Raw genomic sequence first — 13,841 nt, 5'->3', positions numbered from 1 at the left:
CCTGTCATGCCGACAGGTCGTGAACCAGCAAATATCCCAACTCAACGGCACGGTGCCGTGGGAAGCCTCGCCGTTTACGGCGAGGAGGAGGTCACATTTACGACGAGGTCGTTACGCTCACGCTCAAACGGGGTCAGGCATTCACACCGGCACAACGGATCGGTGAAAAGATTCGTGGTGTCGATCCGTACCCGCAGGTATACGAACTGGTTCGAGTATCAGCGGTCATATTCGACGATGCCGTGGACCTATTCGAACGCTACGACGACCAGGCGTTGAGTTTCACGGACGCGACGACGGTTGCACTTTGTCGGCGCCACGGTATTGACGCCGTCATGAGTTTCGACGACGATTTTGACGGTATCGTCGAACGGATCGACCCAGAATCCGTGTGACTCGAGCAGTGTTTTCGACCGCTCGGAGCGCCGGTGAGTAGCTGGAACGATGAGAGAAGAGCAGTGCCTCGAAACGAATCGGGCGGACGCTGCGATGCTGTCCGTCGCCGTCGGTCACTCGGTCGCCTTCGAATCCTGCTTGAGGTAGCTGACGTCGCGCTCGAGTTCGTACCCCTGCGGAACCCCCACCTTCTCGAGACAGTCGCCACAGATCGGTTTCGCGTAGGACCGGTTGTTGGTCTTGCCGAGGACGTTCGCGTCGTCGAGCGAGAGGAGCTCGTCACAGCGGCTACACTCTACCTTGTCGCCGTCGATGATTTCCATGCTATTGGGTTCGGGAGAGGGACGGAATAAGTGTCCCGGCCGCGGGCGGGCGATCGGCCCCGGGGTTCTCGAGGCGTGACACCCACCTGACTGGTCTCGAGAGAGTGGAGCCGACTCGAGCCTGCGACCGTCGACGCTCGAGGGTCGCTTCCGAACGGTGACTCGAGGGGACAGTATATAGGAGCGGAGGGTTCGGCAAGTAGAGTTAAGTGGGATATCTTCGGATCGGCAAGAAGGCTTAAGTCGATCTCCTGTTGGCAATTAGGCTTATATAGTGTCAGATTGGCGAGTAGATTTAAGGCTGGGTAGTCGGAATCGTGGCATACGTTCCAGCAGCGACTGAACCCCCGGTTCGGGCGGTCATGGACTGCTGGAGCAGGCAACCCAATCATGTTCGAACGAGTAACAGACGAGGAAGAACGCGGCCAAGTGGGGATCGGCACCCTCATCGTGTTCATCGCGATGGTGCTGGTCGCTGCGATCGCCGCAGGTGTGCTAATCAACACCGCTGGCCTCCTGCAGACGCAGGCGGAGGCTACCGGTGAGGAATCGACCCAACAGGTGAGTGACAGGATCTCGATAGTGAGTTCGTCGGGGAGTGTAGACACAGTTGCAGAAGTGAGAGACGATGATCCGGGTGATGCTGGAGACCTGACCGTTGACTTTACCGACACTGATGGTACCAACGGCGGAGACGACGTACAGGGAGAAGAAGTGACCATAACTGCTGCAACGGGCGGAGCAGCTGGATTTGAGGAAGTGAAGACAACGGTGATAGAGGACGACTCTTCAGAAGTTGTCTTCACGAACTTGCCAAATCCAAATGAGCTTACGAGTCCCCTCCATGTGACTGTTGACGGAGAGAACATCGGAGCATCAACTGAAACGCTTGATGGCAGTTCACTTGACGCCAATAACGATCATACGGTCTCCTACAGTGACCTTGCAGCTCCGACGGCTGATCCCGATGATGGTGGGTCCACAAATGGATTCACAACTACTGTGAACCTTGATAATGAAGGGGTTACTGACAATGAAGAAGGCCGAACGAAGGCGAAGGAAGACCTGACAGTTCGGTTGACTGACGAAGATCGAACAGAGCTCGCGTTTGATCAAATTAGTGCAGAAGACACGTTAGAGTACACCCTCCCGAACGATGAAGTCGCAACCGGTGACTATGCAGTGGAGGTTGTCGGCAGTACCACAGTTGAAGCAGACACCGTAACAGTGGCAGATGGAGCTGGTACTACCTCTGACAAGTCATTCAGTGGTGTTAATTTCGGTGTGACTGATAATCGAGTAAGCGGGATTCAGTTTGTGGTCGCAACATCACCCGGTTCAGACCCCATCGACCTGAAGCAGACATCTGTCCAATTTATTGGGGAGCAGGGTGAAGATACGATCGCAGTCGATAGCAGTCATGTTGAAAATATCCAGGGCGTTACTGATAGCGTTCTGACAGAGAGTACTGACCGGGCTGAAGTTTCTTTCTCGGTGGTCGAAGATCTTGACGGATACGCTGAATTAACTGAAGACGAACGGTTATCCGCCGTCTTCACGACTGATTCCGGCGCGACAACCGAAACGGAACTTCGCGTCCCAACTACGATCACGCAGGATGATCAATCGGTGAGGCTGTAACAATGTTCGAGACAATTACTAACGACGACCGCGGTCAGGTCGGGATCGGTACGCTCATCGTGTTCATCGCGATGGTACTGGTCGCCGCCATCGCCGCGGGCGTCCTGATCAACACTGCAGGGCTTCTGCAGTCACAGGCGGAAGCGACTGGCGAAGAGAGTACCGATCTGGTATCCGAACGGATCGATACGACGAGTGCAGTCGGTATCGTCGCTGATCCTGGTGGCGCAGATAATGGTGAACTCGAGGAAATTCGCGTCGGCATCACTGCTGCACCCGGAGCAGACGATATCGCACTCGGAGATACCGTCGTTCAAGTCGTCGGGCCAAATGGACAGGAAAACCTAGTCTACGATGATAATGTCGGTGGCCTCAACAACGAACCGACAGATTCGGATGGGAACGCTCTGGACGGCACCTTCGTCGCCGAAGACGATGAAGGAGAGTACATCCAGGCTTCGAACGCCGTTCTCGACGACGACAACGACGACTTCACGCTCGTCTTCAACCCAGAAGACGCACCGTTCGGGTCCTCTACTGAACCGTTCGGCGAGGGTGACCAGTCCACGCTGGACATCGTCTCCCCGTCGTCCGCAACGACTCAGGTCGACCTGACCGCGCCCGACCTCTTCAGTGAGGACGGCGAAGCGGTCCGTCTCTAAGCGAGACGCACCGACCCGAACCGATTCGAGCGGTCATTTTTTCTCGGCGTGTCCGATCCCCTCGAGTGGCGACGCCCCTCAGTAACCCCCTCGAGCGTCCCGAACGACCACCCCCACTGGTATCTACGACCTACGATCCACGACTTACGATCCGCGAGACACGTTCGCACGACGCGATCCGGGTGGCCAGAGCACTTTTACAAGTTACCTCCCTCCCAACACACAATGGGGTTCAGTACGAGCGGCGCTGTCGCGGTCATCCTGATCGGCGTACTCATCGCCGTCAGCGCCGTCGTTCCGACCCTCTTCGAGGTCACCGCCGCGACCGGTGATGCGTTCTCCGGACAGAACGAACAGTTCCGGGACCAGCAAAACACCGCGATCACCGTCGAGTCGTTCACCTACGATAGCGACGCGGACGTCTCGACCGTCCGAGTCACCAACGACGGTGCGACGGCGCTGTCGGTCGCCGAGACCGACGTCGTCGTCAACGGCGCGTACTACCACGTGGAAGGCGACGACGACCGGACAGCGGTGATCCGCGACGGCGAGGAGCGTCCCGACAGCGACGTCTGGACGCCGGGAACCGTCCTCGAGATCACGATCGACAACGCGGACCTCGAGACCGAGTACGAGGTCACCGGCGACGACGACAGCGTCCGGATCACGACCGAGAACGGAATCGCCGACCGAGTCGAGGTCGGCGGAGGTGGGAGCTAGATGTCGAGCGTCACGGCCACCCACCTGATCATGTTCGTCGCGAGCCTCGTGGTCGCCTCCGCCGTGGCGGGGACGGTCATCATGGAGGTGACGGAAGTGGGGAGTTCGATCGAGACCCGCGGATCGGCGGTCGCGGAGGAGATCGACACCGAAATCGAGATCATCAGCGACGAGACCAAGCCGAACGCGATGGTCGAGGAGGACGCGGACGGGAACGTGGTCGCGATCACCGTGCTGGTGAAGAACATCGGCGACGAGAGTATCGACGCCTATCCGGGGGCCGTCGACGCGCTCGTGGACGGGTCGTATACGAACGTCCAGCGCGTCGAGCGCGTCGACAGCGACACCGGAAACTGGGGGCCGAACGGGGTCGTCGAGATCGAGATCGACACCACGGACAGGGAGATAAGCGGGGATACCGAGGTGGCGATCATCGTCAACGGGAACGAAGACGCGATCGACTTCTATTACTGATCATGACACTACTGATACAACTGTTCGGCGAACTCGGCGACGACGGCGACGGGGAAGACACCGACGGCGACGCCGATGCCGCGGACGACCTCATGGGCGGCGCGGAAGACAGCCTGATGAACGACGACTCGCTGTTCGACGACGGCGACGACGGCGACGACGACGAGCAGGAACTCTCCTATCGCCTCGACGAGGTCGAGAAGGAAGTCGACGGCCTCGAGAGCAAGGTCGAAACCGTCCGCGGGGAAAACGAGAAGATCAGCGACTCGATCGAGACGGTCGAGCAGAACGTCGACAAACTCGTCGACATGTACGAGATCGTCACCCAGGGGATCAACCCGTTCGTCGGCGACCAGGAGATCGGCAGCGCATTCGAGTCGGCGACTGGACAGAGCGGCATGCTCGGCAGCGACCCCGAGGGCGAGATCGACGACGACCTGATAGAAGCCGAAGCCGACGAGTTCCTGGACGACGACCTCGAAGACGAGGACGAGGACGAGGACGAAGACGGCTTCGACGATGGGTTCGACGACGGGCTCGGAGACGTCGACGGGACCGACGAGGTCGAGGACGACTTCGACGACGGGATGGGCGGACTCGAGGACGACTTCGACGACGGCGAAGACGAGCTGGAGGCAGACGACGACTTCGCAGATCCGCTCGAGGAGGACGGGGACGACGGCGACCTCGAGGACGGGTTCGACGATGCCGACGACCTCGAGTCCGACGTCGAATCCGAAGCCGACTTCGAGGCCGACGCCGGACCCGCATCTGAACTCGAGACCGATACTGACTCGGTCGAACCTGAACCCGAGAACGAAGCCGAAACCGAACACGAGGAGGCCGAAAACGCCGAGGACGCCGAGGACGCCGAGGACGCCGACGCCCTCCCACAGAACGGGGACCTGGACGACCCCCCCTACCTGGCCCGGCACCCGTCCCGGACCGACGCCGAACTCGTGACCCTCGAGTGGCTCCAGTTTCTCGTCGAGGAAGCGGGTGCACGCGGGGCCGCACGAACCATCGCCTACTACGAGTCGATCGGCTGGATTTCGGAGCCGGTCGAAACCTACCTGCAGTCGATGTTGCGTGGGTTCACGGACGAACCGACGGTCGACCCGGACGAAGCGCCCGAGCCGAGATCGGTGCTGGGGACCGAAGACCACAAGCGGAGCCTCCAGTACATCGCGTGGATTGCGACGCCGGAACGTGCGCCACAGCCGCTCGGTGACGAATTTGGAGGGCCTGCGACCGACGAACCTGAATCCGAACGTGAACTCGAGTCTGGGTCCGAATCCGAACTCGAGTCCGAGTCCGAGTCCGAGTCCGAACCCGATCCCCCTCCCCCGGGGCAGTAGGCCGGTGACGCGCCCAGAAACTTTGTATAGCGGGCATAACTACGTGGCGGGTACGCTCGGGCTCCGCTCGAGGGACTGGTCGTCCGGGAGATACGTACTATGAGTGTCGTTGGGAACACGGAATCAGCAGCCGACGCCGGGAGATCCATCATCCGTGCGTACGACGAGATGGAGGTCCCGACGCGGCTGTACGTCCTCGGGATCCTGTTTCCGTCCGTTCTCGTCTTCTTCGCGACGATCGTGGCTGCGGTCGTACTCGACGTGTTCTTTCTCGTTCGGGTTCTCATTCCGGTCTTCGGGCTGTTGATTCTCGCGTCGGCGATCGGTTACCCCCGCCTGGCCGTCGACAGGCGCCGCGTCGAGATGGAGAACCGGTTTCATCTGTTCGTGACCCACATGACGATCCTCTCGACGACGAACATCGACCGGATGGAGGTGCTTCGCCAGCTCGCCCGGGAGGAGGAGTACGGCGAACTCGCGAACGAAGTACAGCGGGTGGTCGACCTCGTCGACGTCTGGCATATGAGCCTGGACGACGCGTGTCGCCGGCGGGCCGAAGCCGTCCCCAGCGAATCGGTCGCCGACCTCTTCGAGCGCATGGCCTACACGCTCGGGGCCGGCCAGGACTTAGACGAGTTCCTCGTCCAGGAACACGACGTACTGGTCGACGAGTACGCGACAGTGTACAAGCAGTCCCTGACCAACCTCGACGTGCTGAAAGACCTCTACCTCTCGCTGATCATCTCGATGACGTTCGGGCTGGTGTTCGCGATCGTCCTGCCCCTGCTGACCGGGAACGATCCGACACTGACCGTCTCGCTCGTCATCGTTCTGTTCATCTGCGTCCAGATGGGGTTCCTGTTCGTGATCCGGGCCATCGTTCCCGACGACCCGATCTGGTTCCTCGAGGAGGGATACCGTACCACGACGAAGAAACTGCTGCTCGGCTCGACGGTCGTCGGCCACGGCCTGAGCCTGCTTTTCATCGTCGTGATGACGCTGATCTTCTTCAAACTCGTTCCGGGTGCGAGGCAGGTGCCGATCAGATCCATCCCGCTTTTGCTGTACATGCCCATCGCGACGACGCCGTTGCTGATTCCGGGGTTGGTCTTCTGGCACCAGGAGCGGCAGGTGTTCGATCGTGACCGGCAGTTCCCGAACTTCATCCGGGCGCTCGGGACCAGCGAGAGCGCGAAACAGAGCACGACCTCGGAAGTGCTCGCAACGTTGCGGGACAAGAACTTCGGTGCGCTCACCGAGAACGTCGACGACCTCTACCGGCGACTGAACATGCGGGTGAGCACCGAGAAATCCTGGCGATACTTCACCGGCGACGCCGGCTCCTTCCTGATTCAGAAGTTCAGCGAGATGTATCTGATCGGCCGCGAGATGGGGGGTGGCCCGAAAAAGCTCGGCGAACTCATCAGCCAGAACATGAACGAGATGATCAACCTGCGAGAGGAGCGGAAACAGCAGACGACGACGCTCATCGGTGTCGTCTACGGGATCACCGCCGCATCGGCGTTCGCCTTCTTCATCGGCCTGGAACTCGCGGTGCTCCTCTCGAGTTTCGACATCGATATGGGCGGGGAAATCGCCGGCGGCTCGCTGATCTACACCGACCAGTACGACGTGCTCATGCTCCGGTACCTGCTCATCCTCGTGTTGATCTTCAACGCGTTCATCTCCTCGATGGTGATCCGCGTCTCCGACGGCGGACACTTCGGCAACTCCTACATCCACTTCACCGCGTTGCTGTGGCTCGGGGCCGTCACCGGGGCGGTGACGAACCGACTGGTCGATATGCTGATCTCGGTCGATCTATAACGGCGACCGATCGAACGCGAACGGCCGTAAAACCGTTAATACCTGACCGGCAACATCCGGTCACGATGTTGCTCGAGTACACCGACGCTGACTCCGATTCGCACCCTCGCCTGGACCGGGCGATCGCGTCGGCCCATAGCGCATTGTTGCTTTTCGGTTTCACGATCGTCCTCTCGATTTTCATGGCCGGCGTCATCTTCTTGAACGGGACGGGCCACTGAACGTCGATACCTGAGTCGGCAGCGCAAGGGCAATGAATTACGACCGAGTCGACCGTCGACTCATACGGATCCCTGTCCCGATGTACCGGTACAACCGCGACCCGGGCGGCGGGCGTGCCGAAACTGACGGTCAGTAACCCGTATCACTCGAGGGCCTCGAGCAGTTCGCCGATCGAACTCGATTCGTCGAGGTCGTGTTCCCGAAGCGCGGCCCGCAGTTGTGGTTCCGACAGCGGAGCGTCGAAGTCGGATTTGGCGAACAGAAGCGAGGCGGCCCGGTCCGTGCGGGTGTCGCGGGCGACGTTCCGGGCGTACCAGAACACGAGGCTGTTGAACGTATCGAGTACGTCGTCGGAGGTCATCCGGTGGCGGACGGTTTCGTCGCCGAACCGGGAGACGATGTCCACGGCGTAGCGGGCGTCGACCCGGCCGAGTTCGTCCGCGAGGATGGAACGGGCGGTCTCGGGGCTCTGGACGGGTTGGTGCTGTTGCTGGGGCTGGCGTCGGGGCGACGACGCTCCGGCGTTGGGTTCGGTTGGCGCGTTGTGGGTGGAAGGATGTCCGTGTCCCTGTCCTTGACCTTGGCCTCGACCCTGCCCACGCCGTCCCTCGCGAGCGCCCCCGTTCCCGTTCCCGCCCCTCGCCTCGAGGTCGGTCTCCTCGTCCGGCCCGGAACCCGCCGACGGCGACTCCCGCGTGGGAAGCGAGTCGCTCTTGTCGGGTGCGTTCGGCGGCGACCTGTCCGCCGACACGACGTACCGGCCCTCGGAGATCTCGCTGACGTATGGACTGTCGGAGATGTCCAGGTCCTCGGGCGAGAGGACGCTCCCGGCCTCCGAGGAGGACTGTTCGCTCGGCAGGACCGGCGGCACGTCCGCGTTGTCTTTCGGGTTCCCGTCCTCGTTACGTTCTGTCATTGCGGACCGATACGCGTAGTTCGGGATCACGGAAAAAGAAACCTTCGCTCAAACGGACCTGTTGGGAACTCGAAACGGGCGGAATATCTACTGTCAGCCGGCTGGACGTGACCGGATCGGAGGATCGAACGCGGCCAGAATTACTTAATACATCGAATTGCAAAGCATTCACAGATGACGACTCGTCACAGCCTCGATCGGATGGGCAACGAGAGCGGGTTCCGGCGACAGCGGTCGCCGGCCGGGGCTGTGGGAGGAACGAGCCACTCGAACGATACGTCACCATGTTACTATCCATAATCGGCAACATCCTCGGAGAGGACGACGACGGGAGTAGCGGAGACTCCGGGAACGACGACCTGATAGGCGGTGATCTCTCCGGTACCGGAAGCACGAGCGACCAGGGGCTGATGCCCGACGCGGGCGGCGGAACCGCATCCGGTACCGACGACTCCGATGCCGGCGGGATGGACATGGGTGGCGACGACTTCCTCGACGACGACGGTGGCGACGACTTCCTCGAGGACGAAGGCCTCGGAGGCGGCGACGAGATGTCCCTCGACGAGGTCGAAGACGACGGCGGCGTCTCGAGCGAGCTCGAGGCCCGCATCGAGGAGATGGAGAACGACGTCGGCTCGCTGTCCTCGACCGTCAACACCGTCCAGAGCGAGAACGAGAAGATCAGCGATTCCCTCGAAGAGATCGAGGAGGACATCCGGAAACTGCTCGAGGTCTACGAGATGGTGACTCAGGGGGTAAACCCCTTCGTCGAGGGCGACTCGCTGAGCGAGAGTTTCGACGGCGGAGGCGGTGGCGGCATGGCTGCCGGAACGGGGGAGTTCGGCGGTCAGAGCCTCTTCGACGGCGGTGACGAAGGGGGAGGCGACGAGGACATGGACGAGGACATCGCGGACGCCGAAGCCGAGGAGTTCCTCGACGAGAGCATCATCGAGGACGACGATGGCGGCGACGACTTCGACGACGTCGGGATGGACGACGGGTTCGACGATGCCGAGGACGACCTCGGCGGCGACGACCTCGGCGGTGACCTCGGAACGGACGACGGCGCGGACGACGTCGGTGGCTCGGACGGTGACCTCTCGTTCGACGAACTGAAATCCGAGTACGAATCCGGCGAGGCCGACTGGGACGAGAACCCCGACGCCGACGACGCCGAGGCCGATAGCACCGAGATCGACGGCGCGGCGGACGAAACCGCGGACGTGGAGATGGACGCCGCCAACGGCGACGATGACGACCTCGAGTTCGACGAGTTCGACGAGGGGGCCGAGGAGACCAGCCCCGGGGACGAACTCGAGGAGGCGGGGATCGGCGTCGCCGAGGAGTCGGACGACTCAGAACTCGAGGCGGAACTCGGGATCGGGGCGTCCGAGGAGGACGATACGACGGAGGCCGAACCCGACCAGGACGGGGACGCCGTGCTCGACGACTCGGCGTCCGAAACCGACACCGACAGCGAACTCGAGAGCGAGGGCGACGCTGTCGACGAAACCATTCCGTGGGACGACGGCGGTCGCCCGTACCTGGCCGAGATCCCCTCGGAGTACAACACCGAGTACGTCGTGATGGACTGGCTCGAGTACCTCGTCGAGCAGGCCGGGCTAAACGGCGCAGCACAGACCCTGCGCTTCTACGAGACGATCGGCTGGATCTCGGCGTCGGTCGAGGACTACCTCCAGACGATGTTGAACGGGTTCGAGGGCGGCCCGGACCTCGAGGACCCCGAACCCCGGTCCTCGCTGGGGGTCGACCACAAGCGGAGTCTGTGGCGAATCAGCCAGATCGCAACGCCGGCGAAGAAGCGCCGGTCGTTCGACGAGTGGCTCGCCGACGAAGGCATCTCGACGCGGCGGACGATCGAAGTGGAGGAGCCCGGCGAGACGGCCGCCGAGGCTGACGAGGACACAGACCACGAGGCCGACGTATCGGGCCCGGCCGACGACGACCTCGAACAGTCGCTCGAGGCTGAACTCGAGATCGAAGACGAGGCCGAAGACGAAGACGACGAGGGTGAAGACGATGCGGAAGAAGCCGGAGAGGCGGACGACGAACGGACCGAACTCACGTACACGGAGGTCGAACCGGCGGACGACGCCGAGAGTGGCGGCGAGGACGTCGAAAGCCACGAGACGGACGAAATCACGGAGAAGTTCGCCGCGGAAGACGTGATCGTCGACGAGGACACCGTGGACGTTCCGGTCGCCGCAGCAGGCGACGCTGGTGGGACGGCAGTCGACGACGGCCCCGAGGTCGGCGAGGTGAGTCCGGAGGAACTGGTCGCGGAGACGGAACCGGACGACGAAGACGACGTCGGGCTCGAGGGGTCGACCGGGAGCGGAAGCGAGACCGAGACCGAGACCGAGACCGAGACCGAGAACGGGACCGTAGCCGAAACACAAACCGTGGCCGAGCCCGCGAGCGAGACCGGGACCGAGAACGGGAACGGGAACGGGAACGGGAACGACCTCGGCGAACGCTGGGAAGAAGCGAGCGAGGAGGACGAGTCGAACACCGCCCAGCGGATCGTCATCGACGAGTCGGGCATCGCCGAAACCGAGACGACCGAACGGGAACGCGACCGCGATCACGACCCCGGAGGGATGGTCTGGGCCGACCCCGAGGTCGTCCAGACCGAGTCCGGGACCGAGATTCGCGACGACTACTACGGGTACACGGACCCCGACGACCGCGGCAAGCCCGTGCTCGTTCCCGACGAGAGTGCGGATCTCGAGCCGTGGCAGGTCGAGTTCATCAACTCGATTCTAATCTCCGACGAGACCGACTATGAGTAAGTTAAACAATATTTTCTCGATCGGACTGGACGACCGGGATCGGCTGAACAAGGAACTCGGCGGGGGCATCCCGACCGGGAGTATCGTCCTGATGGAGGGCGACTACGGGGCCGGCAAGAGCGCGATCTCCCAGCGGTTCGCGTACGGCCTCTGTGAAACCGGCAAGTCCGTTACCTTCCTCTCGACGGAACTCGAGGTCAAGGGGTTCATCGAGCAGATGGATTCGCTGAACTACAACGTCGAGGAACACCTGCTGTTCGAGAACATGCTGTTCCTGCACGGCGACCTCGACAGCGGGGGCGTTCTCTCCTCCGACGAGGAACAACAGCGCCAGGACCTCCTGACGGACCTGATGGAGGAAGACACGATCTGGTCGGCCGACGTCATCATTATCGACACCTTCGACGCCATCCTCCGTAACGATCCGAAGTTCGAGGCGCTGGTCAGGGAAAACGAGGAGCGCCAGGCCGCCCTCGAGATCATCTCGTTCCTTCGAGACATCATCTCGCAGGGGAAAGTCGTCATCCTGACCGTCGACCCCTCGACCGTCGGCGAGGAGGCGATCGGGCCGTTCCGGTCGATCGCCGACGTCTTCATCGAACTCGAGATGATCGAGGTCGGCAACGACATTCGCCGGCAGCTGTTCATCAAGCGCTTCGCTGGCATGGGCGAACAGGTGGGCGACCGGATCGGGTACTCGGTCCGATCCGGAACAGGTATCGTTATCGAGAACCGGAGCGTCGCCTAACGCGGTGGTTGCCCGATGACGGAAATGGGGACGCCCAAGCCGTCGGACGAGCTTCAGGAGCTTGCAGCTCGCCGACCGCATTTGCGCGAACACCTCAAGAAGTTCCGCCAGATCACCGGCGAGTTCCCGATGTTAGTCGACGAGCCGACGGCCGAACACGAAGTCAACCATCCGAACGTGCTCTACCCCGTCGGGGGACCGATCTACAGCCACGTCTACGGCGACGTCGGGACGAAGATGCAGTACTTCGCCGTGGAGCCGACCCTTTCCCAGGAGGAACAGGAGGTCTTCGAGAAGATCAAAGACTCCCTGCTGCGCCGGAGCGCGACGAAGAAGGCCCCGGAGAAGGAAGCCGAGTACGACGACCGTATCGAGGAGTTACTCAACGAGACGACCCACATCAAAGACGACGAACTCGACAGCCTCATCGACCGGCTGAAGGTCAAGTTCCACCCGGGCATCCAGGAGATCCCCGAGGAGACCTACGAGAACATCCGTTACCGGCTCAACCGCGACATCGTCGGCCTCGGGCCGCTCGAGCCGGTCATGCGCGACCCGGAGAACGAGGACATCCACGTGATCGGCCCCAACGAGTGTTACGTCGACCACGGCGTTTTCGGGCTGGTCGAGACTTCCGTCGACTTCGGCACTCCCGAGGAGTTCGACCAGTGGCTCTCGAACATGGGCGAACGGATCGGCAACCCGATGACCGACGCCGAGCCGATCATCGACTCCACCCTGCCCGACGGGTCGCGTCTGAACGTCATTTACAGCGACGACGTCAGCGTGAAAGGGCCCTCGCTGACGATCCGTCAGGGAGACGAGGTCCCGCTGTCGGTGACCCAGATTACGAACTGGGGGACGCTCTCACCGCAACTCGCGGCCTACCTCTGGCTCTGTCTCGAGAACGAGCGGACGGTGTTCGTCGTCGGTGAGACCGCGTCGGGGAAGACGACGACGCTGAACTCCATCATGACGTTCATCCCGCGGGACTCGAAGATCTACACCGCGGAGGACACCGCCGAGGTGCTGCCGCCCCACGACACCTGGCAGCAACTCCTGACCCGCGAGAGTCGCAGCGACGACAGCGCCGACGTCGACATGTTCAACCTGGTCGAGGCCGCGCTGCGTTCTCGCCCCGAATACATCGTCGTGGGTGAGGTCCGTGGTGAGGAGGGTCGGATGGCGTTCCAGGCGGCCCAGACCGGCCACCCCGTCATGCTGACCTTCCACGCCAGCGACATCGTCTCGATGATCCAGCGCTTTACGGGAGACCCCATCAACGTCCCGGAGACGTTCATGGACAACGCCGACGTCGCGCTGTTCCAGAACCGCGTCAAGCAGGGCGACGACGTCTTGCGCCGCGTGACGAGCGTCCAGGAGATCGAGGGCTACTCCGAGGAGATGGAAGGGGTCGTCACCCGGCAGGTGTTCTACTGGGACCCCGTCGAGGACGAGATCATCTTCCAGGGGATGAACAACTCCTACGTCCTCGAGGAACAGATCGCGACCCTGCTGGGGTACGCCGAAACCCGGGACATCTACGACGACCTGCAGTTCCGGGCCGACATCATCGAGCGGATGATCCAGGAGAACATCCTCGAGTACCACGAGGTAAACTCGGCGATCGAGTCGTTCCAGCGCGACGGGGTCGAAGGGCTGCCGTTCCACATCACCCGGCAGGACTGACGACTGACGTTTCACGCTCGCGCCCGCGCCAGCACCCCCACCACCGATCGAA

Annotated in this window: 13 protein-coding genes; 11 read left to right on the top strand and 2 right to left on the bottom strand. The window is 62.0% G+C overall.

What is annotated here, in order from left to right:
* Positions 1 to 95 precede the first annotated feature (95 nt).
* A complete protein-coding gene (locus tag BM113_RS22980) occupies positions 96 to 395 on the top strand; it encodes a type II toxin-antitoxin system VapC family toxin (RefSeq protein ID WP_342708139.1) in 300 nt (99 codons plus the stop codon).
* 114 nt (positions 396 to 509) lie between these two features.
* On the opposite strand, the gene BM113_RS20770 is transcribed toward BM113_RS22980, so the two are convergent.
* A complete protein-coding gene (locus BM113_RS20770; RefSeq protein ID WP_006673862.1) occupies positions 510 to 719 on the bottom strand; it encodes a hypothetical protein in 210 nt (69 codons plus the stop codon).
* 390 nt (positions 720 to 1,109) lie between these two features.
* Here BM113_RS20770 and BM113_RS20765 point away from each other — a divergent pair, with 390 nt between their 5' ends.
* From BM113_RS20765 to BM113_RS22495, 7 genes are all read left to right on the top strand, one after another.
* The gene (locus BM113_RS20765; RefSeq protein ID WP_089789912.1) at positions 1,110 to 2,360 is read left to right on the top strand and encodes an archaellin/type IV pilin N-terminal domain-containing protein; all 1,251 of its coding nucleotides are present in this window, start codon (positions 1,110 to 1,112) and stop codon (positions 2,358 to 2,360) included.
* 2 nt (positions 2,361 to 2,362) lie between these two features.
* On the top strand, positions 2,363 to 3,022 hold the full coding sequence (locus BM113_RS20760) for an archaellin/type IV pilin N-terminal domain-containing protein (RefSeq protein WP_089789910.1): 660 nt from the start codon (positions 2,363 to 2,365) through the stop codon (positions 3,020 to 3,022).
* 225 nt (positions 3,023 to 3,247) lie between these two features.
* Entirely contained in the window at positions 3,248 to 3,742 is a 495-nt protein-coding gene (locus BM113_RS20755; RefSeq protein ID WP_089789908.1) for a flagellin, read from the top strand.
* Positions 3,743 to 4,216, top strand: a complete 474-nt coding sequence (locus BM113_RS20750) for an archaellum stator protein ArlG (protein WP_089789907.1) — start codon at positions 3,743 to 3,745, stop codon at positions 4,214 to 4,216. It abuts the gene before it with no gap.
* A gap of 2 nt (positions 4,217 to 4,218) precedes the next feature.
* Entirely contained in the window at positions 4,219 to 5,574 is a 1,356-nt protein-coding gene (locus BM113_RS20745; protein WP_089789905.1) for a FlaD/FlaE family flagellar protein, read from the top strand.
* 99 nt (positions 5,575 to 5,673) lie between these two features.
* Positions 5,674 to 7,401: an archaellar assembly protein FlaJ gene (gene flaJ, locus BM113_RS20740; RefSeq protein ID WP_089789903.1), complete on the top strand. Its 1,728-nt coding sequence runs from the start codon at positions 5,674 to 5,676 to the stop codon at positions 7,399 to 7,401.
* Between the two features lie 65 nt (positions 7,402 to 7,466).
* On the top strand, positions 7,467 to 7,622 hold the full coding sequence (locus BM113_RS22495; RefSeq protein WP_177209246.1) for a hypothetical protein: 156 nt from the start codon (positions 7,467 to 7,469) through the stop codon (positions 7,620 to 7,622).
* Positions 7,623 to 7,765: 143 nt separating this feature from the next.
* Here BM113_RS22495 and BM113_RS20735 read toward each other — a convergent pair whose 3' ends face one another.
* Entirely contained in the window at positions 7,766 to 8,539 is a 774-nt protein-coding gene (locus BM113_RS20735) for a DUF7500 family protein (RefSeq protein WP_089789901.1), read from the bottom strand.
* Between the two features lie 284 nt (positions 8,540 to 8,823).
* Here BM113_RS20735 and BM113_RS20730 point away from each other — a divergent pair, with 284 nt between their 5' ends.
* Genes BM113_RS20730 through BM113_RS20720 form a run of 3 tightly spaced genes read left to right on the top strand, consistent with a single transcriptional unit; the run spans position 8,824 to position 13,789 of the window.
* On the top strand, positions 8,824 to 11,352 hold the full coding sequence (locus tag BM113_RS20730; RefSeq protein WP_089789900.1) for a FlaD/FlaE family flagellar protein: 2,529 nt from the start codon (positions 8,824 to 8,826) through the stop codon (positions 11,350 to 11,352).
* On the top strand, positions 11,345 to 12,100 hold the full coding sequence (locus BM113_RS20725) for an archaellum protein ArlH (RefSeq protein ID WP_089789898.1): 756 nt from the start codon (positions 11,345 to 11,347) through the stop codon (positions 12,098 to 12,100). The genes BM113_RS20730 and BM113_RS20725 overlap by 8 nt, the downstream gene beginning before the upstream one ends.
* Before the next feature lie 15 nt (positions 12,101 to 12,115).
* A complete protein-coding gene (locus tag BM113_RS20720; RefSeq protein ID WP_089789896.1) occupies positions 12,116 to 13,789 on the top strand; it encodes a type II/IV secretion system ATPase subunit in 1,674 nt (557 codons plus the stop codon).
* Positions 13,790 to 13,841 lie beyond the last annotated feature (52 nt).

Source organism: Natronobacterium haloterrestre (genome assembly GCF_900112205.1).
Classification (GTDB): domain Archaea; phylum Halobacteriota; class Halobacteria; order Halobacteriales; family Natrialbaceae; genus Natronobacterium; species Natronobacterium haloterrestre.
This window is presented reverse-complemented; position numbering and strand designations above follow the sequence as displayed.